This window comes from Halorarum salinum (assembly GCF_013402875.1).
Taxonomy (GTDB): domain Archaea; phylum Halobacteriota; class Halobacteria; order Halobacteriales; family Haloferacaceae; genus Halorarum; species Halorarum salinum.
In genome coordinates, this window is the sequence record NZ_CP058579.1 from 1,163,652 (window position 1) to 1,190,019 (window position 26,368).

Annotated in this window: 19 protein-coding genes; 7 read left to right on the plus strand and 12 right to left on the minus strand. The window is 73.8% G+C overall.

Annotation, left to right across the window (positions count from 1 at the left end; genetic code table 11):
* Positions 1-3: 3 nt before the first annotated feature.
* Both HUG12_RS05545 and rimI read right to left on the minus strand, forming a co-directional pair.
* A complete protein-coding gene (locus HUG12_RS05545; protein WP_179267810.1) occupies positions 4-1,521 on the minus strand; it encodes a sulfatase in 1,518 nt (505 codons plus the stop codon).
* Between the two features lie 171 nt (positions 1,522-1,692).
* Positions 1,693-2,262: a ribosomal protein S18-alanine N-acetyltransferase gene (rimI, locus tag HUG12_RS05550; RefSeq protein ID WP_394354277.1), complete on the minus strand. Its 570-nt coding sequence runs from the start codon at positions 2,260-2,262 to the stop codon at positions 1,693-1,695.
* Between the two features lie 408 nt (positions 2,263-2,670).
* Here rimI and HUG12_RS05555 point away from each other — a divergent pair, with 408 nt between their 5' ends.
* Positions 2,671-3,030: a rhodanese-like domain-containing protein gene (locus HUG12_RS05555; RefSeq protein WP_179267812.1), complete on the plus strand. Its 360-nt coding sequence runs from the start codon at positions 2,671-2,673 to the stop codon at positions 3,028-3,030.
* Here the strand turns inward: HUG12_RS05555 and HUG12_RS05560 are convergent.
* From HUG12_RS05560 to HUG12_RS05580, 5 genes are all read right to left on the minus strand, one after another.
* Positions 3,019-5,244 (minus strand): hypothetical protein, encoded by a 2,226-nt coding sequence (locus tag HUG12_RS05560; RefSeq protein WP_179267813.1) that lies wholly within the window; start codon positions 5,242-5,244, stop codon positions 3,019-3,021. The two genes, HUG12_RS05555 and HUG12_RS05560, sit on opposite strands and share 12 nt — an antisense overlap.
* 138 nt (positions 5,245-5,382) lie before the next feature.
* Complete coding sequence (gene yciH / locus HUG12_RS05565; protein ID WP_179267814.1) at positions 5,383-5,676, minus strand: stress response translation initiation inhibitor YciH; 294 nt, start codon at positions 5,674-5,676, stop codon at positions 5,383-5,385.
* Between the two features lie 141 nt (positions 5,677-5,817).
* Entirely contained in the window at positions 5,818-8,139 is a 2,322-nt protein-coding gene (locus HUG12_RS05570; protein WP_281362331.1) for a transglutaminaseTgpA domain-containing protein, read from the minus strand.
* Positions 8,136-9,188 (minus strand): DUF58 domain-containing protein, encoded by a 1,053-nt coding sequence (locus tag HUG12_RS05575; RefSeq protein ID WP_179267815.1) that lies wholly within the window; start codon positions 9,186-9,188, stop codon positions 8,136-8,138. The genes HUG12_RS05570 and HUG12_RS05575 overlap by 4 nt, the downstream gene beginning before the upstream one ends.
* 4 nt (positions 9,189-9,192) lie before the next feature.
* Complete coding sequence (locus HUG12_RS05580) at positions 9,193-10,152, minus strand: AAA family ATPase (RefSeq protein WP_179267816.1); 960 nt, start codon at positions 10,150-10,152, stop codon at positions 9,193-9,195.
* A 471-nt stretch (positions 10,153-10,623) separates the two neighbouring features.
* On the opposite strand from HUG12_RS05580, the gene HUG12_RS05585 reads away from it, so the two are divergent.
* Both HUG12_RS05585 and HUG12_RS05590 read left to right on the plus strand, forming a co-directional pair.
* The gene (locus HUG12_RS05585) at positions 10,624-12,873 is read left to right on the plus strand and encodes a hypothetical protein (protein WP_179267817.1); all 2,250 of its coding nucleotides are present in this window, start codon (positions 10,624-10,626) and stop codon (positions 12,871-12,873) included.
* Positions 12,874-13,619: 746 nt separating this feature from the next.
* On the plus strand, positions 13,620-13,901 hold the full coding sequence (locus HUG12_RS05590) for a DUF7573 domain-containing protein (RefSeq protein WP_179267818.1): 282 nt from the start codon (positions 13,620-13,622) through the stop codon (positions 13,899-13,901).
* A gap of 6 nt (positions 13,902-13,907) precedes the next feature.
* Here HUG12_RS05590 and mutL read toward each other — a convergent pair whose 3' ends face one another.
* Both mutL and mutS read right to left on the minus strand, forming a co-directional pair.
* Positions 13,908-15,665 carry a DNA mismatch repair endonuclease MutL gene (gene mutL, locus HUG12_RS05595; protein WP_179267819.1) on the minus strand — a complete coding sequence of 586 codons (1,758 nt, stop codon included), beginning with the start codon at positions 15,663-15,665 and terminating at the stop codon, positions 13,908-13,910.
* Positions 15,666-15,667: 2 nt separating this feature from the next.
* Positions 15,668-18,310 carry a DNA mismatch repair protein MutS gene (mutS, locus tag HUG12_RS05600; RefSeq protein WP_179267820.1) on the minus strand — a complete coding sequence of 881 codons (2,643 nt, stop codon included), beginning with the start codon at positions 18,308-18,310 and terminating at the stop codon, positions 15,668-15,670.
* 297 nt (positions 18,311-18,607) lie between these two features.
* On the opposite strand from mutS, the gene HUG12_RS05605 reads away from it, so the two are divergent.
* The gene (locus HUG12_RS05605; protein ID WP_179267821.1) at positions 18,608-18,853 is read left to right on the plus strand and encodes a hypothetical protein; all 246 of its coding nucleotides are present in this window, start codon (positions 18,608-18,610) and stop codon (positions 18,851-18,853) included.
* Between the two features lie 29 nt (positions 18,854-18,882).
* On the opposite strand, the gene HUG12_RS05610 is transcribed toward HUG12_RS05605, so the two are convergent.
* Positions 18,883-19,863, minus strand: a complete 981-nt coding sequence (locus HUG12_RS05610) for a 5,10-methylenetetrahydromethanopterin reductase (RefSeq protein ID WP_179270578.1) — start codon at positions 19,861-19,863, stop codon at positions 18,883-18,885.
* 43 nt (positions 19,864-19,906) lie between these two features.
* Positions 19,907-20,662 carry a coenzyme F420-0:L-glutamate ligase gene (locus HUG12_RS05615; protein ID WP_179267822.1) on the minus strand — a complete coding sequence of 252 codons (756 nt, stop codon included), beginning with the start codon at positions 20,660-20,662 and terminating at the stop codon, positions 19,907-19,909.
* A gap of 349 nt (positions 20,663-21,011) precedes the next feature.
* On the opposite strand from HUG12_RS05615, the gene HUG12_RS05620 reads away from it, so the two are divergent.
* Positions 21,012-21,608, plus strand: a complete 597-nt coding sequence (locus HUG12_RS05620) for a DJ-1/PfpI family protein (protein WP_179267823.1) — start codon at positions 21,012-21,014, stop codon at positions 21,606-21,608.
* A gap of 423 nt (positions 21,609-22,031) precedes the next feature.
* Entirely contained in the window at positions 22,032-23,258 is a 1,227-nt protein-coding gene (locus tag HUG12_RS05625; RefSeq protein WP_179267824.1) for an NUDIX domain-containing protein, read from the plus strand.
* A gap of 18 nt (positions 23,259-23,276) precedes the next feature.
* On the opposite strand, the gene HUG12_RS05630 is transcribed toward HUG12_RS05625, so the two are convergent.
* The gene (locus HUG12_RS05630) at positions 23,277-25,091 is read right to left on the minus strand and encodes a PhoX family protein (protein ID WP_179267825.1); all 1,815 of its coding nucleotides are present in this window, start codon (positions 25,089-25,091) and stop codon (positions 23,277-23,279) included.
* 508 nt (positions 25,092-25,599) lie between these two features.
* Here HUG12_RS05630 and HUG12_RS05635 point away from each other — a divergent pair.
* Positions 25,600-26,316: a hypothetical protein gene (locus HUG12_RS05635; protein WP_179267826.1), complete on the plus strand. Its 717-nt coding sequence runs from the start codon at positions 25,600-25,602 to the stop codon at positions 26,314-26,316.
* The last annotated feature ends 52 nt before the right edge of the window (positions 26,317-26,368 follow it).

Here is a 26,368-nt window from a genome sequence, read left to right on the forward strand (position 1 = left end):
CGGTCACCGGTAGCCGAGCGCGTCCAGACGGTCGGCGATCGCCGAGTCGAGGTCCTCCTCCCCGCCCTCGGATCCGGCGCGGGGTTCCCCCCCGTCTCTCCCCCCGTCGCCCCCGATCCGGTCGGCGTGTTCGCGGACGGCCCCCCGCAGCTCCGTCAGCACCTCGGGCCTGTCGGCGTCCGGTTCCGCGAGGAGGTCCCGGCCCTGTTCGGGGTCCGCCTCCCGGTCGTACAGCTCCGCGACGCCGGTCTCGGTGTTCTCGACGTAGACCCACCCGGCCGTCCGCGCCGAGACGAGGAGGTCCCCCTCCGCGAGCGACCGCGGGATGGGCTGCTGGGTCACGTCCTCGCCGCGGACCGCGACCGAGACGACCGGCTCGCCGGCCGCGTCGGCGCCCGCGCCGCCGTCGCTTCCGTCCCGGGTCGCTCCCGTCCCGTTCACGGCCGCCCCCGGGTCGGTTCGCCCCTCGAGGACGACGCCGCTCAGGTCCTCGCCCTCCCACGCGTCCGGACCGGACACGTCGAGCAGCGACGCGACGGTGGGCGGGACGGCGTCCAGCCCCACCGCGCGCTCGACGGTCCGCGACTCCGCGCCGGGCACGTCGACCACGAACGGAACGTGGATCAGTTCGTCGTACAGCTTCGGGTAGTGGGCGAGGTGGCCGTGCTCCTGGAACTCCTCGCCGTGGTCGCCGGCGAAGACGACGGCCGTGTCGTCGGCGTGGCCCGCCCGGGCAAGCGCCTCGCGGAGCCGACCGAGGCTGGCGTCCACCTGCCGGACCCCGCCGTGGTACAGCGTCCGGAGGTCCGCGAGCGTCCGCGGTCCGACCGCGCGGCCGAGCCCGGTCCGGACGTGCGCCCGGAGCATCCGCCCCGTGCCGAGGCGGTCCGAGGAGACCTGACGGAGGTATCGCGGGGCGGGGACGTACGGCGTGTGCGGGTCCATGTAGTGGACCCAGAGGAAGAACGGCCCGTCCGCCCCCTCGAGGAACGAGATGGCGCCCCGCTCCACGTCGAGCATCTTCGAGGTGTCGGCGAACGGCCGCCCGTCGTCCGAGCGGCTGAGCTTCGCTGCGGCCCGACGGAACGGCGAGCGGAGCAGCTGGAGCCAGCCCTGCACGGTCGGGTGGGCCGCGAGGTACCGACTGTACCGGCTGGAGGCGTCGCCGACGAACGACTCGAACTCGTCGAAGCCGCGGTCGTACCCCCAGTGTTCGGTGAGGAAGCCGTTCGCGGCGTTGTACCCTCCCGTCCGAACCCCCGCGTCCGCGAGCGCCTCGGCCAGCGTCGGCGTCGACGGGGTGCCGATGTCGGGCCCCTCGGCGAAGACGGGCCGGGAGGTCAGGATGCCCGGAAAGGAGAAGGGGGTCCAGTTCCCCGTCGCGAACGCGTTCTCGAAGGTCGTCCCCCCCGCCGCGAGCTCGTCGACGACGGGCGTGCGGGCGCCGCCGAGCGCGTCGGCCCGGAGCGAGTCGACCGTGACGAGGAGGACGTTCTCCACCTCGGGTGTCGTGTCGTTCATGTCGATGTGTCCCACCTATACCGGCGCGAGACGCCACGAACCGGCTCTTTTCGTCCGTCTCGGTCGTCGCGCGCGTCGGTTACTCCCCGGCAATTGCACCCCCGGTGGTTAACGTGTTTTGCTTCTTTCCCGTTCGGTCGGGGGAGGGGCCGCGCGGCCGCGTCGGACCGGTCAGCCCCCGGCCCACGACCCGAGGTCGAGCGCCATCACGAACGCCGGCTCGCCGTCGGCGTAGTAGCGGGGGATCCGCCGCGCCGGCTCGAACCCCTCGTCGGCGTACAGCGTCTGCGCCCGGTGGTTCGACTCGCGCACCTCCAGTTTCACGACGGTCGCGCCGGCGACCGCGAGCTCCCGGAGCGACTCGCGGAGCAGCCGCCGGCCCAGCCCGTCCCCCTGCGCGTCGGGGCGGACGGCGATGTCCTTCACGTGGCCGATGTCGCGGCCGTGGTTCGGCGTCACGTCGCCGACGACGTAGCCGAGCACGTCGCCGGCGGCGACGCCGTCGGCCCCGACCGACAGCTCCGCCTCGCCGCCGTCCGCGACGAGGAACGCCGGGGCGTCCAGCAGCTTCTCGAACGCCGCGAACGGCCACGGCTGGGCGAACACGGACTTCTCGATGCGATACACCGCGAGCAGATCGGCGCGAGTCGCCGGCCGTACCTCCACGCCCCGGTCCCCGTCGCGTACCGACTCCTCGTCCGCGTCCTCACCCCCCGACACGGCACGGCTCGGAGTTGTCACGCGGGGGGGTACGGTTGACCGATTGATAAGGACAGCGGCCATCGGCTGTGACGGTCGCAGTTCGTCGTGTTCGTCGCGACTCCGCCTTCGTGCCCTGTCGCGGTGGGCCCTAGCCGACTGGCACGCGTGACGCGAGCGCCCCCGTGGCGCGAGCAACGCGCGCGAGGGACGAGACGCGCAGCGAGCGGAGCGAGCTCCGAGCCCCTCAGAACTCACCCTCGCTCCCAAGGTCGCTCGCGTGAGCCTCGCGCGCTACGTGGCTGGTGACCCCATACTCACGCGCATCCACCGTCGGCCGGTCGTCCGCTGCCGACCTCCCGACTCACTCCCACCGCTGACCTCCCTTCCCATTCGAACCGCTGAACCGTCGCCGACGCGCTTTTCGTCCCCGGGCGACTGCATCCGTCCATGGACGGCGAAGTCTCCCCGGGCGACGTCGAGCGACTCGTCGACGAGGACGGCGACGTCCGCGTGGTGGACATCAGGTCCCCGCGCGCGTTCGCCGGCGGGCACATCCCGGACTCCGAGAACGTCCCGTTCGCGGACCTGCCCGACCGCGTCGAGGAACTGCGCGAGGCCGACCGCATCGTCACCGTCTGCCCGCACGGGAAGGCGAGCGTGCAGGCCGCCCGACTCGTCAAGTCCTTCGAGGGCACCGCCGACGCGACCGTCGAGAGCATGGCCGGCGGCCTCAGCGAGTGGGAGGGCGACCTCGAGATCGACGCCCCCGAGCGCGAGGCCGACGAGGGGCCCGAGTCACCGTTCTGAGCGGCCACCCTCGCCCCCGCGTCCGGACGACCTCCCGAACCGGGACGCGAGCAGTGCCGTCAGCGCCGCGAGCGCCGCGGCCGTCGGGAACGTCCCGAACCCCGGCGTCGTCACGTCGGTCCCCTCGTCGCCGCGGTCGACGGTCACCGTCGCGGACCGGTCCCCGAACGCGACCCGACGCTCGCCCGCCGCCTCGAACCGGACGACGACCGAGAGTTCGCGGCCCCCGCCCGGCGCGAGTCGGACCGTCTCGGTCCGGAGGGTCTCGCCGTCGATCACGACGGGCACCTCGCCGTCGGCCGGGACGGACGCGTCGTTCCGGACCGTCGCGGTCAGTCGGACCGCCTCGCCCGGCGCGACGGTCGTCCGGTTCGCCCGGACTGTCCCGACCGTCGGCGTCGCCGGCTCGCTCACCCGGACCTCGTACTGCCGGTCCCCCACCGAGAGGGTGTACCGGCCCGGCGCGTCGAAGGTGTGCGAGAGGGGGACGGTCGCCGTCTCGTCCGGGTCGAGCCGGCCGGTCGCGGCGTCGACGCGCTCGCCGTCCACGCGGAGCGCCAGTTCGAACTCCCCCGGCGTGCCGCCGACGTTCCCGACGGTCGGCCGCAGCGTCAGCGTCTCGCCGGCCGCGATCGATGGCGGGGCCGTCAGGCTGCCGTTCCGGTAGGGCCCGCTCACGTCGGCGTCGTCGGGCGGCGTGACGGTCACGCGGGCCGGGAGCCGCCCGAACGCCTCGTCGTGGGCGGGCCGCTCCCACATCCCCGGGACCGCCTCGGTCGCGGTGTATCGGTCGGCGTCGTCGGCCACCGGCCTCCCGCCCGCCTCGTCGACGGCGCGCCGGAACCCGTCGGCCGTGACCGGACCGTCCCGGGCGTTCAGCCGCGCCAGCACGGACCCGAGCGTCGCCTCGCTGTCGGTCTCGACGCGGATGCGACGGTCCAGTTCCCCGGCCACGAGCCCGCCCTTCACGTAGTTCGCGCCCCCGGCCCAGGTGCCGGGCTCCGCCAGCACGGCGTCGGCGTACGGCCGCCGCTCGCCGGCGGCGAGGTAGGTGGCGAACTCGTCGAACCCGACCAGGTCGCCCTCGAGCGCGAGCAGCGCGGCGTAGTAGTGGGCGCTCCCCTCGAGGAGCCAGCGGGTCCCGTCCGTCGTCTCGAACCCCTGTCTCGTGTGGACGTACTCGTGGAGCCAGACGTTCTCGGGCGTGGCGAGCCGTTCGTCTGCCCGCACCCACGCCTCCGCCTCCCCGGTCTGGAGGCCGCGGACGACCCAGTCCGGGCCCGAGGGCGCCGCGACGAGCAGCACCTCGTCGTCGCGGTCGCCGACCCTGAGCGCGTCCGAGGCGTTCGCGACGGCGTCGAGCACCGTCTCCGGGTCCTCGGCCATGTCGGCCGCCGCCGGGACGACCAGCCGGAACGTCTGCCCGTGTGCCTCGCGGACGTACGTCTCGTGCTCGCCGAGGAACGCCATCCGGCCGCGGACGGCGCCCTCGCCGTCGACGGTCGTCCGCCGGTCGAGCCGGGGCGGGTCGCCCGTGTACCGCCAGCCGACGCCGACCTGCGGGGGTTGGACGAGCGCCCACGGCCCCACGTCGGCGAACAGGTACCCGTCGTCCGCCGAGTGGCTATCCGCGGGTCCGACGGCTCCTCCCTCGTGGGCTCCCGGCCGCACGTCGACCGCCGCGCCGACCGGCGGGTCCTCGGCCAGCCGACCGGACTCCGCGGTCCGGTTCACCGGGACCCGGAACGCGAGCCTCGGGGAGTCGGTTCGGCCGTCCCACTCGTACTCGTTCCCGCCGTCGCCCGCGGCGAAGCCGGACGCCGAGCGGACCGTCGCCCCGGGCGGGAGCGTGGTCCGGAGTTCGGAGACGCGGTCCGGGATCGAGAAGCGGACGACGACGTCTATCTCTCCGGGCCGCTCGGGCGTCAACGACAGCGTCCTCGTGAGGCCGACGTCGTCGCTCCCTGCCTCCACGGACCGGGTCGGCGTCGCCGAACTCGTCGCGGGCCGAGGGGACTCCACGCGAGTCGCGGCCGGCCGGGTCGGAGCCGATCGGGCTACGGTCGACCGGATCGCGGCCGATCGGACGACGGTCGACTGGGTCGTGGCCGACTGCGCCGCGGCCGCCGGGGCGGTGGCCGACGAGGTCGCGGCGGCCGGGGCAACGCTCGCCAGGACGAGGAGGACGACGACGGCGACGGTCCGGACGCGCATTCGACCGTCGTTTCGGTCGGCGCCGGAATATACGTTGCCGACTGGGAACCACGTGGTCGCTTCGCGAGCGGCGTCGCGGCCGCTCGCGAGCGGCGGAGAACGGAAGAACGTGCGGGCGGGCGGCTAGTCAGGTACCGGTCACGCGACGTTGAACCCCTTCTCGCGCAGGAAGTCCTCGACGCGACCGCTGTGGTTCCCCTGCAGCTCGATGGACTGCTCCTCCACCGTGCCGCCGCAGGCGAACTTGGACTTCAGGTCGCTGGACAGGGAACTCATGTCCACGTCCTTGGGGTCGAAGCCTTCGATGACCGTTACCTCCTTGCCGTACCTGCGCTCGTCGATGCGGATCGTGATCTCCTGGGACTCCTTGGCGACGTCCTCGCAGACGCAGAGCTCCTCAGGCAACCCGCACGTCGAGCATACCTCGGACATTTCCAGCCGAACCTACAGGACCACCGTATTAAACAGTGTCGGGTATTGCCACTTGTCGCGCCCAGCGGCGGCGTCTTCGGCCACTTCGGGGGAGACGGGCTCCCCCCGGACGCCTCGGGTCGCGGGGAGACCGACCCCCGCTCAGGAGCCGAACCGGCGGAACACCGGGGCGTACTGGCGGACGAGCGCGTCCGTCGCGTCCACGGCGTCCGCCGCCTCCGCGTCGCTCGTGCCGGGGCCGTACCGGGCGCGCTCGTACGCCCGGCCGACCACGCGGACGCGCTCGTCGAACTCGGCGGCCGCGAGCGCGTCGAGGTACTCCCGGTGCGTCTCGCCCGGTCGGCGCGCCCGGTAGGCGACCGCGCCGAGGTGCTCCAGCCGGCGGAACGCACGAACTGCGTCCGAGTTCGCGTCCCGCCGGGGCTGGTACAGCAGCCACGCGACGCGGTACGCGCGCCCGGGAACGCCGGTCCGGTGGGCGCCCGCGACGAGGCCGGCGAGCAGCGCCGCGCCGACGACGACGTCCCCGCGGTCGGGCGGCCAGCCGTCCCCGTCGTCGCCCCCGCCGTCGCCGCTCCCGCCCTCGCCGTCCGGGCCGACCGGCCCGGCGCCGGCGGGCGTCGAGTTCGGCACGGCGCCCCCGCCGGGTGCCTCCGGATCCGGCCCGGGCGCGTCGCCCGGCGTGGTCGGCTCGTCCGTCCCGTTCCCCTCCTCGGTTCCCGTCCCGTCCGGGGTCGCCGTCGGCGTCTCGTAGCTCCCGTCCTCGGAGCCGTCCGAGTCGACGTTCCCGGCGCCCTCGGCCCGGGCCTCCTCGATCCGGTCGGTCTCGGTCGACTCGCGGGGCCCGCTCGGGGTCGGGTCGAACCGGACCCAGCCGTGGTTCGGGAAGTACACCTCGACCCACGCGTGCGAGTCGAGCCCGCGGACGACCCACTCCTCCTCGGCGACCCGCTGGCCGGGCGTGTAGCCCGTGACGAACCGGGCGGGGATGCCCTGCGAGCGGAGCATCACGGCCATCGTCGAGGCGTAGTAGACGCAGTAGCCCTCCTCCATCTCGAAGAGGAACCGGTCCGCGGTGTCGCCCGACGGCGGCGGCACGTCCAGCGAGTACTCCTTGCTCGACTCAAGATACCGCTCGACGGCGACCGCCGCGTCGTACGGGTTGTCCGCACCCGACTCGTCGACGACCTCCCGGGTCCGCTCGTCGACGCGCTCGGGCGTGCTCCCGGGGAGCTGCGTGTGGCGTGCGGACACCTCGTCCGGGTAGTCAGTTCCGGCGCGCCGGAGTTCGCCGGCGCTCGCGGCCGGCACCTCGCTCGTGACGACGTAGGTGTCGTTCTCGAGCAGCGTCGTCCCCGGCCGGAGGCCGTCCTGTCCGGTCACCTGGGTCACCGCGGCGGGGTCGCCGCTCACGGAGACCGGCTTCCACGCCGCGGGCATGGCGTCGAGCGAGGACCGGGCGGTCACGCGCTGTCTGATCGGCACCGACTCGCCGGGCGGGTCCTCGAGCCGACGCTCGTCGTAGGGGCTCGCGTCGCCCGTCCGCACCCACCCCTCGCCGGTGTAGCGGTCGTACGAGCCGACCCGCCAGTACTCCGAGCGGTTCGCCTCGACGACGAACCGCACCTCGGGGGAGAGTTCGATGCTTCCGAGGACCGTCACCCGGTCGCCGTTGGTCACCAGGCTCGACTCCACGGACGGGTTCCCGGCGCCGGGTAACACCGGGTCGCTGGCGCTGCCCGGGACGACCGTGACGACGGAGGTGAGCACGACCATCGCGGCGACGACGACGGTGACGGTGTCGAGCTGGGCGAGCAGCCCCCGCCGCCCGGCGCCGGCGAGTCCGGCGACGGCGACGGCGACGGTGACCCCGGCCGCACAGACGACCGTCGCGGCCGCCCCGGCGTCGCCGGTGAAGACGAAGAAGCCGGTCGTGAGGGCGGCGACGAGCGACGCCTGGACGTACCGCCCCCGGGCGGCGAGATACCACGTCAGGAACGTCGGCACCGGCGCGAGCAGCAGCGCCCACGTGCCGACGTTCAGCAGGCGGAGCACCGACAGCCCCGAGACGAGCGCCAGCACGTCGGCCGCGACCCGCGAGACGGTGAACAGCGCCCGTGCGCTCTCGGGCACCGAGTAGAAGTACGCAACCAGGGCCGCCGTCAGCGCCGCGAGCGAGAGGACGACCGCGGTCCGCTCGCGGAGGAACCCGGCGAGCCAGGTCGCGAGCAGGACCGTGACGAGCAGTTCGGCGATCAGGAGGCCCGCGCCGCCGACCACGTCGAGGACGTGGTAGAACACCGAGGCGAACGCGAGGGTGGCCGCGAGGACGCCGAGCGCGGCCGGGTGCCGGACCGACCGCCACGAGTCGTGTTCGTCCGGCGCCGGGGTTTCGTGGGCCGCGCCGTTCCCGCCACCCCCGCCGCTTCCCATCGAACGGAGCCCCTCGGTTCCCCCGCTCACGCCGCCACCTCCCCCTCCGCCTCGCGGACGACGGCGTAGGACGGGCGGTAGGTGCCGACGAGTTCCTCGAACTCCAGCTCCTCGTCGCCGACGGCGACGCGCACGCCGTCGGCCCCGCCGTACACCGTGACGTCGGCCTCCTCGGTCGCGACCCGGCCGGGCCCGACGAGCGCGAGGCGCTCGAGCAGGCGCACCCTCCCCCCGCGGTCGGGGCCGGCCGTCACGCTGCCGTCCGGCAGGTGGACGTCGACCGGGACGCCGTCCTCGACGAGCGCGAGCGCGATGCTCGCCGCGGCCTCGGCCATCCGGTCGGCGGCGTCGGGCGCCGCGGCGGCGCCCGCCGCGAGCGAGACGGCCTCGGCCTCGGCCTCGGCGGCGAACTCCTTCACGATGAGGTCCTCGCGTTTCGCCGTCGACTTCCAGTGGATGTCCCGCAGCGAGTCGCCGCGGTCGTACTCGCGCAGGCGGTCGAACTCCCGCCGCTCCTCGTGGACGCCCGTCTCGTGGAGCGCGCGGAGGTCGCGGCGGGCCCGCGGGGCGATGGCGTGGACGCGCGGGTAGACGAGCACCTCCGCGACGCCGGCGGTCGGTACGTCCGTCTCCACCAGGCCGAGCAGGTCACGGGCCGTGACCGTCGCCGGGCCGAGGACGTGTCTCCCCCGGGCCCCGTAGCGCACGCCGTACTCGACGGGCTCGGCGCCGACGACCGTCTCGAACGTCGTCGACTCCGCGGTCAGCCCGTCACCCACCGTCTCGCGGACCTCGCCGGCGAACGGCCGGGAGAGCCCCGTCCCGGGACCCGGACGGGGGCCGCCGGGGTCGCCGAACGAGAGCCGGACGGTTCCCTCGTGGCCGACGTGGGCGTCGGGCGGCGTCTCGCGGGCGACCGCCGGCGGCTCGAACCGCCGAAGCTGGAGGTAGCCAGCCGCGAGCGCGACGAGCCCGGGGACGACGACCGCGTTCAGCGAACGCGGGCCGAACAGTCCGGCCGAGACCCCGGCGAGCGCGAGCGCGCCGACGACGGCCCAGCCGCGTCCCGTCAGCCGCATCGGCTCACTCCACGGGCACCGCGTCCAGCGCGTCCGTCACGACGTCGGCGCCGGTCTCGCTGCCGGTTCGGGGCCGGATGCGGTGGGCGAGCACGGAGGGCGCCTCGGTCTGGACGTCGTCAGGGACGACGTAGTCGCGGCCGTCGACGACCGCGCGGGCCTGGGCGGTCCTGACGAGCGCGATGCTGCCCCGGGGGCTCACCCCGAGCCGTGCGTTCTCGCGGGTGTACGTCGCCAGCCGCGTCACGTACTCGCGGACCGGCTCGCTCACCGCGACGTCCCCGGTCGCCTCGCGGGCGCGCCGGAGGTCCTCGACGGTCGCCACCGCGTCCAGCGACTCGATGGGGTGCTCGCCGGCGGTCCGGCCGAGCATCTCCGTCTCGTCGGCCTCGTCCGGGTAGCCGAGCCGGAGTTTCTTGGCGAACCGGTCGATCTCCGCCATCGGGAGCTCGTAGGTCCGGCCGGGCTCCACGTCGTTCTGGGTCGCGATGACCGTGAACGGCTCCGGGAGCGCGCGGGTGACGCCGTCGACGGTCACCTGCGACTCCTCCATCGCCTCCAGCAGCGCCGACTGGGTCTTCGGCGGCGCCCGGTTGATCTCGTCGCCGAGGACGACGTTGGCGAACACGGGCCCGGGCTGGAACTCGAACTCGCCGGTCTTCTGGTTGAACACGTTCACGCCGGTCACGTCGGAGGGCAGCAGGTCGGGCGTGAACTGCACGCGACGGAACTCGCAGTCGACCGACCGGGCGAGCGAACGCGCGAGCATCGTCTTGCCGACGCCGGGGACGTCCTCCAGCAGGACGTGACCCCGGGCGAGCACGCCGACGAGGATGTGCTCGACGGCGGCGTCGTTGCCGACGATGACGCGCCGGACGTTGTCGGCGACCCGCGACACGAGGTCGGCCGCCTCGTCGACGGGGAGGGCGGTTCGTCCGTCGAGGTCCGCGTCGACGTCGCTCATGCGACTCCGGGCACCCCCCGGACCGCGGCTTGCAGGGCGTCGTTCACACGCGGTGACACGGACCGCCCCGACCTAACTCTGCCGCCGATCCGAGCGGTCTGACGGGCGAGTGGTGCGCTCGTCGCACCTGTACGGCCGTCACGGCGGTCGACGGGACGGTTCCGGCCACGGCCGCCCCCGGCCCGCTCGGCGATCCTCGGGCGCTCGCTTCGTTCGCGCCCCCGTCGCGCTCCTTCCTGCCCCTCTCGCGCGCGCCGCCTCGTCCCTTCGGGGCTCGCGTCGCGCGCGCCGACGTTCCACCTTTCCCCCACGTCGTCGGTCGAATCAACCCGAACCGGGCTGCAACCTCGGCCGCCGATCGACGGGAAGACGCGCGGCGGACAGGCGTCGGACGCCGCGCTGTCTCGCGATTCCGCGGAGACACCTTTAGGTACCTCCGGCGGGGAGAGCTATCCGATTCACTGGTGTGTCATGTCGCAGGGAGCATACGGTCAGGGCTTCGTTGAACGGGTCGTCGAGGCGTGCGACCGGGTCGAGGCGGGGCTCGGACCGTCCGCAGCGGCCGAATCCGTCGCCGCCGCGCTGTGCGAGCACCTCTTCGCGGGGGTGCTCGGCTACGACGAATCGAGCTACGTTCGGAACCGCGCGGTCGCGCGCCTCCGGGACGACGCCGGCAACGTCGCCGCCACGGTCGCGGCCGTCGGCCACGAGGGGAGCCTCGAGGCCGCGACGGACGCCGCGTTCGCCGCCGCGGGCGACGAGCCGTACGTGCAGTACGTCGTCGCCGCCTCGCCGGAGCGGCTCGTCGCCTACGAGCGCGTCTCCCCCGAGGAGGCCGACGGCGAGGCCGAGACGCGCCACGGCGTCGCCGCGACCGTCCACACCGAGGTCCCGCTCGCCGAGGTCGTCGCGGCCGGCCGGCAGGGACGGCTCTCCCAGACGCTCCGGCCGGGCCAGCAGCTCGCCGTCGCGAAGCTGACGGCGCTCCGGCCCGACGAGCTGTCGGCCGCCGAGCGCTACGAGGAGTTCGACGCGCCCGACCGTCACTCGGTCGCGGACGACGACGGGCAGGGGACGCTCGTCGGGACGCTCCGCGACTGCCTGACGGACGTGCTCGTCCCGGCCGTCGAGGAGGCGTTCGCGGACGTCCGGGAGCGCACCGACGAGTACGAGGACCGCGAGGCCGCCCTGGAGGCGGCCGTCGACGCGGCGCTCCGCGGCCCCGGCGACGACACCGCCGCCGCGCCGGCCCGCCTGCGCCTGCTCGACCACCGGCGCGACGGGGCGGGCGAGGCCGTCAGCGACCTCCGGGCCGCCTACGGCACCTGGGTCCGGGGCGCGGGTCGCACGGGGTTCACGCCCTCCGAGAACGAGCGGGCGTTCGTCCGCGTCGCGGCGTTCTCGCTGCTGGAGGAGGCGTTCCTCGTCCGGGTCGCCGAGGGGATGGACCTCCGGGAGGAGACGCTGACCGGCGACGCGGTCGAGCGGTTCGAGGCGTTCGCCGACTCGTTCGACGTCGACCGGGACGCCGGCGACCTGCTGCTGGTCGCCCGCGAGTCGTTCGAGGACCTCTACGACCGCCGGGCGCCGCCGCTTTGCGACTGGGCGCTGGACAACGACGCGGTCGTGGAGGCGCTCTCGCGGGTCGTCTGGTACCTCGACCACTTCGCCTTCGACGTCGACGGCGGCCGGGCCGCCGCGGCCTACGACCGCCTGCTCGGCGTGCTCGACCTGCCCGGGATCGACCTCGATCCGAACGACCCGCTCCCCGACGAGGCGCTCGGCCGGACCGCGTTCCCGGCGGGCGAGGGCGCGCTGCTCGACCCGGCGGTCGGCGACGGCCGCTACCTCCTCGCCGCGGCCGAGCGACTGCGCGGAGGGGTCCGCGAGGGGACCGGCGGGGCGGACGCGGGGACCGGATCGGGCGTCGACCCGGACCCCCGCGACCCCGAGCCGTCGGACCCCCGCGACCGCCTGCGTGTGATCCGGGAGCGACTCGTCGGCGCCACGCCCGACCCGCTCTCGTGTCGCGTGACCGAGACCCGCCTGCTGCTCCGCCTGCTGGACGACTACCGGGAGGCGCGCTGGGAGGAGTCAGGGTTCACCCTCGACCCCCTGCGCGTCCACCTGACCGACCCGCTGGTGCACCCGGACGAACAGACGACGCTCGGCGCGCCGAACGAGGCGGGCGGGGCGGACCCGCTCGAGAGCGAGGAGTTCGCGTACGTCGTCGGTCGGTTCCCCGCTCGGCTCCGGCGGGACGTGGCCGAGGGGCCCGCCGCGGAGGCGTACGCCGAGTACGACGCGGCCTACTACACCTACGACACCTCCGCGCTGTACGTCGAGCGTGCGACCGACTGGCTCGCGGAGAACGGGGTCCTCTCGGCGGTCGTCTCGGGCCGCTTCCGGGACACCCGGTTCGGCGAGAAACTGCGCGAACGCCTGCCCCAGTGGTACCGCCTCGACGAGATCCGCGAGGTGCCGGGGACGGCGGCGGGTCGGACGCCGGTGCTGCTGGCCGCGCGGCGCTTCCGGAAGAACGAGCCGCTGGTCTCGCCCGCGGAGTTCGAGCCGCCGACGTACTCCTTCGAGTACGCGGAGGGGCTGGACGGCGAGTCCGTGGCAGTGCCCGCTTCGTTGCTATCGGGCGAGGAGTGGGCGCTGGACGCGGCGCCGACCGCCGGCGTCGAGTCCGAGGCGGACGGGAACACGGCGGATTAGGTCGATTCACGGAGGTGGTGGTCGTGGTGCGGTTCGTTCGGTCCGTCGCGTCGTTAGTCCGGCCGTGAAAGGCGGACCGCCACTGCTTGCACGGTGGAGTCCACCAGTCACCTCGGAGCGCGCTCCGCGGAACCGCGCGAAACCCTCCGATCTTCGGCAGCGGGCGAGAGCTTCGCTCTCGCGGCCTCAGCGAATCTCCGATTCGCGGAGTGACGAGACGGCACAGCCGTCTCGAACCATCACCCTCGCTCGCAGGCTCGCTCGCGTGAGCCTCCCCAGCCGATTCGCTCGCTAATGTCTCCGGACTGGCTTTTCGCTCGGGTCGGCTGGTGGAAGAGGCAGACCACTACCGCTTGCCCACCGGCGTCCACCAGCCTCCCTGGCCGATTGCGCTCCTCGCTCCCTCCGGTCGCTGCGGTGCTCATCCCTCGCGCGCGATCAACGCGCGCCACCCCTGCTGCCGACCCGCGCCATCCCTGCTACCGACCCGATCGCCGCTGACCGTCCGGGCGACCTGCCGGGGGCTCCCCACCGCGGTCACGAACGGGAGTCGAGCCTGGGTCGCTCGGTCGACCGTCCGGCAGGGGGGACTGAAAGGGGCCGCGGGGGATTTCGGGGTCCGTGGCACGACCGGACCAACCACCGAGCCGACAGCGGCGGAAGCGTTCGAGCCGTTCCGGCCGTCCATCGAAACCGTACGAAACCATCGCGCCGGAGTTATGTCCGCGGCCCCCCTCCGCCCGACCGTGACGGGGGACCACTCGCTCGACGACTTCCTCGACGCCGGGGGGAGCGGGGACGCCGCCGCCGACCCGGCCGAGTCCGGCGAACCGGCTCCCGACCCGGAGCCGAACGACGGGGTCGGCGAGGACGAGCGACCCCCGACGAACCCCGAATCCGTCGACCCCGCGGAGCCGACCTACGACTGGTCGCCCGACGGCGCCGACTGCGCGGCCTGCGAGGAGACGGTCACCACGCGGTGGCGCCAGGACGGCGCCTACGTCTGTGCCGACTGCAAGGAGTGGTAACGGTCGCTACCGCCGACCGCCGTGGCGCTCGAAGCCGTCGGCCAGCGTCGCCTCCCCGAGGGTGAGCACCGTCGGCCGGCCGTGCGGGCAGGCGTACGGCTGCTCGCATCGACCGAGGCGCTCGACGAGCCTGCCCGCCGTTTCGCGGTCCAGCGCGTCCCCGGCCTTCAGCGACGGGTGGCACGCGAGGTCCGCCAGCGCCGCCTCCCGCGGGTCCGACTCGCCCCGCGCCAGCGACGACGCCGCCTCGCCCAGCGCGTCCGCGCCCGCGACGCGACCCAGCGGCGCGGGGACGGCCGTGACGCGGTACGTGCTCCCGCCGAACCGCTCGAACGCGAAGCCCAGCTCCCGGAGCGCGTCGGCGTGTTCCTCGACCGCGGCGGCCGCTCCGGGGTCGAGCGAGACGGTCGCGGCCGGGTCGACCGCCGCGGAGGGGACGGCCTCGTCGGCCAGCGCGTCCCGCAGGCGCTCGAAGTTCACCCGCTCGTGGGCCGCGTGCTGGTCGATCACGAGCAGTCCGTCGTCGGCCTCGCAGAGGACGTAGAGGTCGCGGAACTGCCCGAGCACCGACGCGTCCGCAAAGTCGGAGTCCGAGCCCGCCGCGGGCGCGAGCGAGGAGTCGAGGTCCATCGCCACCTCGCCCGAGCGCCGGAGGTCCGCCGTGGTGAGCGCGTCGCGGACGCCGGTCTCGACCGCCTCCGCGACGGCGTCCGCGTCCCGGAGCGCCACGCGCTCCTTCGCCGGGTGGACGTTCGCGTCCACCGACCCCGGGGGCAGCGAGAGGCGGACGACGGCGACGGGTTCGCGTCCGGAGGGGAGCAGGGTGCCGTAGCCCGACGCGACCGCGCGGCGGAGTCGCTCGTTCGCCACGGGCCGGCCGTTGACCGCGAGGTGGACGTGCTCGCGGGTCGAGCGGGTGACCGCGGGGGCGACGAGCGCGCCCTCCGCGCGGAGTTCGACTGCCGCGTCGTTCGCGCTCTCTTTCCCACACCCCGCGCCGTTCCCGCCCTCTCCACCGCTCGCCCCGCCCCCGGAGCCGAGGTCGGCCCGGTGGTCGAACGCCGTCGCGTGCCCCGCGGCCTCGCGGTCGTAGACGGCCACCAGCGCGTCGGTGGTTCCCGTTCCGGGCGTCCGGAGCGTCTCGCGGCCGTCGTGGACGAGCGAGAACGCGACGGCCGGCCGGGCGAGCGCGTAGTCGGCGACGAGTTCCGAGATCCGGCCGAACTCGCGGGCCGGCGAGGCGAGCGACTCCCGGCGCGCGGGCCGGTCGGCGAACAGGTCCGTCACCTCCACGGTCGTGCCGCGGGCGCGTCCGGCGTCCGCGACCGACGTATCCCCGTCGGCGACCCGGACGCGGGTCCCGAGGTCCTCGCGCTCGGCCGTCGTCGTCAGTTCCAGGGCGCCCGCGTCCGCGACGCTCGCGAGCGCCTCCCCGCGGAAGCCGAGGCTGTCGGCGTTCGCGAGGTCCGAGGCGTCCCGGATCTTGCTCGTCGTGTGCGGTTCGACCGCGCGGACGGCGTCCTCCCGGGCCATCCCGCGCCCGTCGTCGGCGACGCGGATCCGGTCGGTTCCGTCGCCGTCGACCTCGACGTCGATCCGTTCCGCGCCGGCGTCGAGCGCGTTCTCCACGAGTTCGGCGACGACGCGCGCCGGGCGGGTGATCACCTCGCCGGCGGCGATGCGCTCGACGGTCGCGCGGTCGAGTTCGCGGACCGCCCCCGGGCCGCGTCCGCCCTCGCTCGAACCCTCCCGGTGCTCGGACATCCTCAGGCGTCCTCCTCCAGCCGTCGCTGGAGCTCGTTCAGGCGGTTCAGCGCCTCGATGGGCGTCGTTTCGGCGAGGTCGACCCCGCGGAGCGCCGCCAGCGTCTCGCGCTCGGCGTCGGTCGAGTCGCCGGGGTCCGTGACGCCCGTCCGACCCGGTTCGGCGCTCCCGAGGTCGTCGAGGGTGCGCTGGACCGGGTCGGAGGAGCCGTCGGGCGAGCCGCCGTTCGCGACGTCGCCGCCGTCCGCGCCCTCGGCGACGAGCGTCCGCGCACGCTCCACCACCGCGTCGGGGACCCCCGCGAGTTCGGCGACCTCGACGCCGTAGGAGGCCGCCGCCGCGCCGGGCTTCGCCCGGTGGAGGAACGTCACGTCCCCGCCCTCGCGGGTCGCCGCGAAGTGGAGGTTCCGCACGCGCTCGCGCTCGTCGGCCAGTTCCGTCAGGTCGTGGTAGTGGGTCGCGAACAGCGCCGTCGCGCCGAGTTCGTCGTGGAGGAACTCGACCGCGGCGCGGGCGATCGCCCGGCCGTCGGTGGTGGCGGTGCCGCGGCCGACCTCGTCGAGCACGACCAGCGAGTCGTCGGTCGCGTCGTGGAGGATATCCGTCAGCTCCCGCATCTCGCGCATGAAGGTGGACTCGCCGCCCGCGATGTCGTCGCTGGCGCCGACGCGGGTGAACACCCGGTCGACGACGGGGAGGCGTGCCGACTGGGCCGGGACGAACGACCCGGCCTGCGCGAGCACGACACAGAGCGCGACCTGTCGCATGTACGTCGACTTCCCGCTCATGTTCGGGCCGGTCACGAGCGCGACGGTTCCCTTCGGGAGGTCGGCGTCGTTCGGCACGAACTCCGGTTCGGTGCGCTCGACCACCGGGTGGCGTCCGCCCTCGACGAACGCTCCGTCGGCGCCCAGTTCCGGACGGGCGTAGTTCCGCTCGACCGCGGCGGTCGCGAGCGCGGCGAGCGCGTCCACGCGCGCGAGCGCGTCCGCGAGGTTCTGGATTCGTTCGGCCTCGGCGGCCACGTCGGCCCGGACGTCCGTGAACAGTTCGTACTCCAGGCGGTCGGCGCGCTCCTCTGCGCCGAGGATCTCGTCCTCGCGCCGCTTCAGTTCCGGCGTGTAGAAGCGTTCGGAGTTCTTCAGCGTCTGGCGGCGGGTGTAGTCGTCGGGCACCTTCCCCAGTTGCCCGTTCGTCACCTCGATGTAGTAGCCGTGGACCTGGTTGTAGCCGACGTCGAGGTTGTCGATGCCGGTCCGCTCGCGCTCGGCGGATTCCAGGTTCGCCACCCACTCGCGGCCCTCGCGGGCGACCCCGCGCACCTCGTCCAGGTCGGCGTCGAAGCCGTCGCGGACGACCCCGCCGTCGGTGACGTCGGTCGGCGGGTCCTCGACCACGGCGGCGTCGACCCGTTCGCGGAGGTCCGCCATGGGGTCGAGCGACTCGCGGAGGGCGGCCAGTTCCGGGGCGTCGGCGAGCGCGTCCCGGAGCTCGGGGACGGCCTCGAACGTCGCGTGCAGCGACCGCAGGTCGCGCGCGTCGGCCCGGCCCCGGGTGACGCGCCCGACCAGCCGTTCGAGGTCGTACGCCTCCCCAAGCAGGTCCCTGGCCGCCTCGCGGGCCAGCGTGTGCTCGGCGAACGCCTCGACCGCATCGTGGCGGGCCTCGATTCGCTCGCGGTCGAGCAGGGGTCGGCGGAGCCACGCGCGGAGCCGTCGGCGGCCCAGGGCCGAGCGCGTCTCGTCGAGCGTGTCGAACAGCGACGCGCCGTCGCCGGCGTGGGTCTCGAACAGTTCCAGCCCGCGGAGCGCGGTCGCGTCGAGCCGCAGGGTGCGCCGGGGGTCGTACCGCCGGACGCGGTTGACGTGCCCGAGCGGGCCGTCGTCGCCCTGGGCCCACTCGGCGTACGCGAGCAGCGCGCCGGCGGCGGTCGCGGCGGCAGGCGGGAAGCGGGCGGGGTCGGCGTAGGCCGTGAGGCGCTCGCGGGCGGCGTCGGGCGCGAAGGCGTCGGGATCGTAGTCGGTCGTCATCGCGCCCTCGGCGAGGTCGTCGCCGCCCGCGTCGACGTCGGGCCCCGTCAGGAGTTCGGCGGGAGCGACCCGCGCGAGCTCCTCCCGCACGTCGGCGAGCGACCCGGCGGTGGCGGCACACTCGCCGGTCGAGACGTCGACGTGGGCGAGGCCGAACTCCGGATCGGGGTGGTCCGCGCCCCCGCCCCGCGTCACACACGCGACGTAGGTGTTCGACCCGGCCGCGAGCAGTTCGTCGTCGACGACCGTACCGGGGGTGATGACCTGCGTGACCGCCCGGTCGACCAGCCCGTTCGTCTCCTCCGGGTCCTCGACCTGGTCGGCGACCGCGAGGCGGTACTCGGCGTCGAGCAGCCGGTCGAGGTACTTGGCCGCGTTGTCGACGGGGATGCCGCAGGCGGTGTAGGTGCCCGTGGAGTCCTCGCGCTCGATTCGCGTGAGTTCACAGACCCGGGCCACCTCGTCGGCCGTCTCGCAGAACGCCTTGTAGAAGTCGCCGACGCGGAAGAGGAGCACCGCGTCGTCGTACTCCTCGGCGAGGTCGACGTACTGGGCGAGCATGGGCGTGAGTTCCTCCCGGCGGTCGAGCATCTTCGCCGGCGCGCCCGTTACCATGTTCGTGGACCGGTGGGGGAGGGGCGAAAGGGTTTCGCCCTCTCGTCGGGATCCTCGATGCGGGCTGGCGGTTCGATCGAGGCGGGAGGTCGGGCGACGTGGACCGCGAAGCGGCGAGTGGCGACCCGATAGCCGCGGCCCCTTTCGGGAACCGTGCCGCGTCGTCCGCCCGAAGTAGCGAGTCGACCGCTACGGAGGCTTCCGGGAACGGCCCCACGACGAACCGAACCCTCATCCCCCGAACGGCCGGCCCGCGGGAGCACCAACGCTGAAGTCCGGACGGGCCGAACCCCGCACATGGTCACGGTCATCGACTTCCTCGTCGAACTCGGCGCCAGCGTCCTCGAGATGTTCCGCATCATCGCCGTCGACGTCGCGGCCGGCGGCCCGATCGCGCTCGTCTCGTCGCTCCTCGGGGCGCTCGTCATCGCGTTCAGCGTCGGGTTCGTGGGCTACCTCGTGTTCGGCGCGCTCGTCCGGGAACTCGGCGTGCCGTTCCCGTCGCCGGGTCGCGGGCCGCGCGAGGCCCCGCCGCGGCGCTGAACCCGGCGCCGCCGAACCGACCCGCCGACCTACGGCGCCGCCTCGGCCGCCAGTCCGATCGCCTCCTCGAGGTCGGGCCCGAGCGGCGATCCGACGACGAGAGAGTCCGCGTGCTCCAGCACCGCCGCCATCCCGTCGGCGACCTCCGCCGGGGTGCCGGCGATGCAGAACGCCGCCAGCATGGCGGGCGTCACCGCCTCGAACGCCGCCGAGAACTCCCCGGCGGCGATGGCGTCGCCGATGCGCCCGGCGCGTTCGGGGTCGATGCCGTGGCGGTCCAGCACCGGCGGCGGCGCCCCGGCGGCGATGTACGCGACCGGCGGCCGGGCGGCCTCGCGGGCGGCCTCGCCGTCCGCCGCGACCGACACGGCGGCGTAGGCCGCGAGGTCGAACCCGTCGGCGTCGACGCCGTCCGAGCGGTCCGCGAGGCCCTCCGCCACGCGTTCGCGGGCCCACGCCAGGTCGTCCGGGTGCGAGCCGTTGAACAGCAGGCCGTCCGCGCGCTTGCCGGCCATCCGGCACATGTGGGGCCCCTCGCCGCCGACGTAGACCGGGAGATCCGCCCCCTGCGGCGGTTCGTAGTTCAGGCCCGCGTCGTCGGCGTCGAACGTCCGGCCGCCGTCGACGCGCTCGCCGGCCCAGAGCTCCCGCGCGACCTCGAACGCCTCGAGGACGGGGCGGAGCCCCCGCTCGTCCGCGAGCCCGAGGTTCCGGAGCGAGGACGGGTCGCCCGGGCCGACGCCGTAGACGGCCCGGCCGCCCGAGGCCTCGTCGAGCGTGGCGACGCGGGACGCGAGCGTGACGGGGTGCGTCTCGAGGGGGTTGACGACGCCCGGACCGAGCAGGGCGTCGTCCGTCTCGGCCGCCAGCCGCGAGAGGACCTGGAACGCGTCGCGATTGTTGTAGTGGTGCGAGACGAACACCGCGTCGAAGCCCGCGTCCTCGGCCGCGACCCCGAGGTCGACGAGGCGGTCCGCGGGGTGTTCGGGCGTGAGTTCGACGCCGAGCATCCCGTCGCGATCCGGACTCCCCTCACGTTCCGGCCCGTCCCCGTCAACCATCGAACTCCCACCCCTCGAGCGCCTGCCGGACGAAGTCGCCCTCGACCTCGCGGAAGTGGCTGTCGCTGCCCCCGTGCTCGCCCCACTCGAAGCCGCGGACGACGACGGCCGGGGTGCCGCCGTCGCCCTCGCCCGCGAGGAGGTTCGCGGCGGCCGCGAGTTCGTCGACGACGTTCTCGACGGTGACGCCGAGTTCGCGCCCGTCCCGGTCCGTCTCGCCCCGCCAGTCGCGCGCGGCGTGCATGCCGGCCCAGCCGACGGCGACGCCGCGCTGGCCGTGGCGGAACGGCCGGCCGCAGGTGTCGGTGACGATCACGCGGCCCGCGGGGAGCCCCTCGCGGATCCGCTCGGCGGACTCGGACGGTCGCTCCGGGAGGAGCAGCAGGTCGCCGTCCGGGACGTTCGAGCGGTCGATGCCGGCGTTGACGCCGACGTGGCCGAACCGCGTCGCCGTGAGGAGGAACGGCGCCTCCATCAGCAGTTCGGCGGACTCCTCCAGCACGGCCTGGGCGAACCGAGGGTCCTTCTCGTCTCCCGAGACGGCTTCGAGCCGTCCGGCGATCTCCTCCGCCCGCGGGGAGGGGGGAAAGTCCGCGAGGTCGAACGTCCGCCCCTCGGCCTTCGAGACGACGGTGGAGGCGACACAGACCACGTCGTCGGCGCGGAGGTCGACCCGCTCGCGGATCAGGGCGGCGAGGTCGTCCCCCTCACGCACCTCGGGGAGGTCGGGGACTGCGAACAGTTCCATACCGGACGTGCGTCCGACTGGGGCAAAAGGCCGCCGGTGGCGGTACCGCTCGCTGGGTCGGATTCGCGTCGAGGAACGCGAATCCGGATCGGATTTCGCACCCTCGCAGGGCCTCTCGGACGGGCTGAGACCCCTCTAGTCCGTCGTGGCGACGCCCTCGATGGCCGCCTCGAAGGAGGAGTCGTGGAGGTCGCCATTCCGCACCCTCCGGGAGGTCGAATCTGCATGCTGAATGGTCGCTCGGCCCGGTTCTCGGGCCGTTCAGTCACCCTGCGTCGGACAGCGAGGACTCCATCCTGACACAACCGTTATCGTTCAGGAGCCGCACGTTCCTGCTAGGTGTCCACGTATGACTGGCAAGAAGATACTCGAGATCGCCGGCGACTTCGTCGAGGACTACGAGGTCATGGTCCCGTACCAGGCGCTGCAGATGGCGGGCCACGAGGTCCACGCGGTCGCCCCCGAGAAAGGCGAGGGCGAATCGGTGAAGACGGCCGTCCACGACTTCCGCGGCGACCAGACGTACGTGGAGACGCGCGGCCACGACTTCGCGCTGGACGCCGCCATCGAGGACGTCGACCCCGCGAACTACGACGCGCTGGTCGTCCCGGGCGGCCGCGCGCCCGAGTACCTGCGGACGTACGACTCGGTACTGGAGACTGTCCGGCACTTCTTCGAGGAGGACAAGCCGGTCGCGGCGCTGTGTCACGGCCCCCAGATCCTCGCCGCCGCCGGGGTGCTGGAGGGGCGCGAGATGACGTCGTACCCCGCCGTGCGCGCGGAAGTGGAGAACGCCGGCTGCTCGTGGGTCGACGGCGTCGTCACCGACGGGAACCTCGTCACCGGCCAGGCGTGGCCAGACCACCCGGAGTGGCTCGCCGAGTTCCTCGACGTGCTTGGCACGACGATCGAACACGAGTCCGCCGCCGCCGCGGCCGACGACTGATCGGACCGGAGGTATCGGGGTCGTTCGGGCCAATTGGTCCGTGTAGACCCGTCTGTTACTACCGGTTACGGAGAACGTAAGGCTCCTTCGCCGTCAGGAACGGGGGCGGAAGGGTGCTAGGTCCGCCCCCGCCGTCACTCGTTTCCCCTCTTTCCCTCGGATGACCCCGGACGACGGGCGACCCGACCATGCCATCGATGACCATCGATCGTTCTTTTCGGGCCGCCGTGAGCACACGGGACATCAGGTGTGCTCTTTAATTCATACATTCTATTCTGTATTAATTCCTATCATGTGACAGTCTCATCCGTTTCGGCGGTTCAGCCACCCCTCACCGCAGCGCTACCGCCAGTGACTGGACTGCTGTTCGTCGCATCGACGGTCGCCACACCCTTCGTACTGCCCGCGGTAGAAACGGCCACCATGGCGAACGTCGTCACAGTCTTCCTCCGGAACCGGGGAGAGGTGCTGCTCGTCCGCCGGAGCGACGCGGTCGGCACGTACCGCGGCCTGTGGGGCGGCGTCTCGGGGTACGTCGAGGGCGACGCCGCCGAGCCGGTCGAGGACGCGTACCGGGAGGTCGAGGAGGAGGTCGGCATCGGTCCGGGGGCCCTCACCCTCGTCCGCGCCGGGGACGCGGTTCGCGTCGACGACGAGGCGGGGACGTTCACCGTCCACCCGTTCCTGTTCGACTGTTCGACGCGCGGGGTGACCCGAAACGATGAGCTCTCGGCCCACGAGTGGGCGCCGGCGACCGCGATGCTGGAGCGGGGGACGGTCCCGAAACTGTGGGAGGCCTATCGCGCCGTCGGTCCGACCGTCGAGTCGGTCCGCGGCGACGCCACACACGGCTCCTCGTACCTCTCCGTCCGGGCGCTGGAGGCGCTCCGCGACGGGGCGGCCGTCGCGGCGTCGTGGGAGGCCGTCGCGGGGACGGCTCGCGACCTCCGCGACGCCAGGCCGGCGATGGCCGCGGTAACGAACCGGGTGAACCGCGTGATGGCGGAGGCAGACCGGACGCCCGTGGCCGTGGCGGAGCGGGCCATCGAGGCCATCGCGGACGCCGTGGACGTCGACGACCGCGCCGCCGGGGAGGCGGCCGCGCTGCTCGACGGGCCGGTCCTCACCCTGTCGCGCTCGGGGACGGTCGCGGCGACGCTGGTCGTCCACGCCGGGCCGGTCCTCGTCGCGGAATCACGACCGGGCGGGGAGGGACGCGACGTCGCGGCGGAACTCGCGGACGGGGACCCCGACCGCGGGGTGACGCTCCTTCCGGACGCCGCGGTCGCCGCCGTACTGGCCGAACGCGAGGTGTCGGCGGCGCTCGTCGGCGCGGACACGGTGCTGCCCGACGGCGACGTCGCGAACAAGGTCGGGACGCGCGCGCTGGCGCTCGCCGCGGCCCGCGAGGGCGTCCCGCTGTACGCCGTCACCGCCCGGGACAAGGTCGCCGGAGGGGGCGAGTTCCGCCCCGAGTCCGCCGGCTTCGACGCGCCCGATGGCGTGGAGGGGTTCGCGCCCCTGTTCGACCGCACGCCGGCCGACCTGGTAACGGTCGTCACCGAGGCGGGTCCGCTGGACGCCGAGGACGTGCGCGCGGTGGCCGCGGAGCACCGCGCGCTGGCCGCGTGGGACGACGGTGACGGCTGAGATCGAAGCTCGGCGCGGTCAGCTCGTGCGGGTCCCCGACCCGTCCCCCTCGCCCGGGTCGTACAGCCAGATCATGTTGTGCTCGTGTTCCGAGGTGTCCTCGCCGACGACGACGCGGCCGTCCGGGAGGACGACGAGGTTGTCGGGGTTGGCGATGGCGTTCTCGGGGTCGACCGTCGGGGCGTTCCCCAGCAGGGAGGTCCCGCGGAATCCGACCTTCCCGTCGTCCTCCTCGCGCCGCGGGTTCAGCGCGCAGTCGGCACAGACGCTGCTGTCCGCGTTCGGCGACGCGTCGTACGGACAGCCGCCGCAGACGTTCGCCTCCGGCCCGCCGGTCAGGACGGGTTCGAGGCGGGACACGTCGTAGTTCGACTCCAGGGGCAGCCTGTAGACCGCGCCGTACTCGTTGCCCGCGAGCCGGACGTCCCCCTCCCCGTCGGCCATCGTGGCGTCCACCTTCGACATCGAGACGTACAGGGAGTCGCCGGGCTCCGCGCCGGGGGCGGCGTTGATGCCCTCCATCTTGCGGAACTCGGTCGTCGCGCCGACCGCCTCCGCCGCCCGCATCGTCTCGAGGAACGCGACCCGGTCGTCGTCGGCCTCGCCGTTCGCCCAGGCCTCGACCTCGGCCCCGGTGACGTAGCTCGTCTCGTCGTCCTCGTACTCGTCGTAGCCGATGCCGTCGTACTCGGCGATCCACCCCTCGATCTCCGCCTCGTCGCCGTGGGCGAGTTCGATCCACTCGACGTCGAACCCGACCGTGGCGACCTCCTCGCCCTCGTCCTGGGTGTGTTTTGCCGCGTAGAGCGTCCCCGACGACAGGTCGCCCGGTTCGTCGGCGACGAACTTGTAGAACGACTTCGCGGAGCCGTCGTCGGTCAGGTACGCCGTCCGCTCGTCCGGCATCACGGCGGCCGTCTCGTGGGCGAACCGTCCCATCGCGAACCGCTTCGTCGGCGTCGGCTCGGCGGACTCCGGCCCGGTTATCTCGACCACGTAGCCGTAGCGGTACGGGTTCGGATGGTAACCGAGGTACGCGGCGAGGTTCGCCACCTCGTCGCCGTCCTCGTCGTCGCCGCGGTCCCAGTCGGGGTCGTTCCAGCGGGGCGTCAGCGCGGCCGAGAAGTTCTCCTCGGCAGACAGCGGCGTCCCCCACGGGCTGACCGAGCCGAAACAGTTGCCCCAGGTCCCCTCGACGGACCGGAAGTCGACGTTCGTGCCCCCGAGAACCTCCCACGACCCGCCGGCCGCCCGGCGGAGGTGGAGCCGGCTCACCATCCCCGGCCGGGACTCCCAGTTGGTGAACAGGTACCCCTCGTCCGCGGCGTCCGAGGACGGGACGAACCCGTTGAAGTCCGGGGCGTTCCCGTCGGTCAGCTCCGTGCCGTCGGGCGAGTACGGCACGCCGAGTCGCGCCCCGTCGTCGGTCGGGTCGCCGCCGCTCGCCAGCATGCGGTAGGTTCCGGCGGCCGTCCTGACCTCGCCCCCCTCCCCGTCCTCGGGCAACGGGACGCTCGGCGCGTCGCTCGGCAGGTCCGCGAGCGAGGCGCCCTCGACGGCCCCGACGCCCCCGTGGTCGAACGGCTCCGGGTTGTCGGCCTCCGGGTTCTGGACGTTGAAGAAGAGGTCGCCGGCCGGCGAGACGCACAGGCCGGTTATCTCGGAGCCGGGGACGGTGGTGGCGAGCCGCGTCAGCGTCGGCCCCGCCTCGGCCGTCCCGTCCCCGTCGCTCCCCTCCTCGCCTCCCTCCCGCGTCCCCGACAGCGCGGTCGGGTCGGCGCCCGCCGCGAGCGCGAACAGTTCGAGCGTACCTCGTCTCGTGACGTCGAACATCGTCGGGGCGGTTCGGTAGGGGAATCATAACGGTAGTTACCAGTCGCGGATGCCGGCTCCCAGGTGGTCGGGTGACGGCCCCTACCCGTCGGCGTCCGGGAAGGTCCGGTCATCGACCCGTCACTACCCCGTCGGAATACCCCGGTAAGGGGCGTCGAAGCGTTCCCGGAACCGGCCGTCGATCGGCCCGAACTGGCGGAACGCTCCTCGTGCGCAGCGGGGGAAGTCCGCGCACGAGGGGCCGAAACGCCGCGCCTCGCCCGCGCTCGGCGCGGGACGCCAGCCGCGTAACGTCGTCCTACCGGCGGTCGCGAGGCCCGCTGGGCCCGCCCGGGTTCGTCCGCCGGGTCGACCTCGAACGACGGGCCCGTGGACGCCTCGCCCGTCAGCGCGGCGGACGCCCTCGATTCCCCCGACGCCGACCCCGTCGAGAACCGGGCGGTAACCGGTCACCCCAGGTCGCCAATCCGCCGTCAAGGGTTTCGGACCGAACGACGACGGTTCCCCCATGAACCGACGGCAGTGGCTCTCGAGGGGCGGACTCGTGGTCGCGGGGCTCGTCGGCGCGTCCGGAATCGCGTCGGCGACGACCGACCCGACCGCCAGACCGCCCGCCGAACGGGGCCTCCGCGGGCACGTCACCGGCGGGACGACCGTCCGGTCGGGCGACACCCCGGCGCCGGTCCGGACGACCTACTCCGGGTCGGGGAGCGAGACCGTCGACGGCGTCGAGGTGAACCTCGACGGCCCGACGGCGTTCCTGATCGACGGGGGCGCGGACCTCGATCTCGACGTGTTCGACGCGACGGGCGCCGCCGTCGCCGGGATCGACAACTGGGCGGGCCTGGGGGTGACCGACCTGGATCCGGGAACGTACCGACTCGAGGTCGCCGCCGCGGGCGAGTGGACGATCACCCTGGTCGAGACGCCCGTGTACGAAGCCGACGACGTCGCGACGGCGTTCCCGGTCGGGATCGAGGGGTCGTCCTCGAACGTGTACGGCCCCTTCGACTTCTCGGGGGAGCGGAGCCTCACGTACTCGGCGTCCGGCGGGGAGCGGACGGTGCTCTCCCTGCAGACCGCGTCGGGCGAGACGTTCTTCACGCCCGTCAACGGGCCGGGCCCGGTCGAGACGACGATCGAGTTCGACGTGGCGGAGGAGGTCGTCTGGGTCTCCGTCTTCGTCGTCTCCGGGGAGTACTCGCTTTCCATCGTCGCAGCGTAGGCCCGCAACGCCGTCGTCACCGCCCGAACCGCCCCTCCTTGTACGGTTGCAG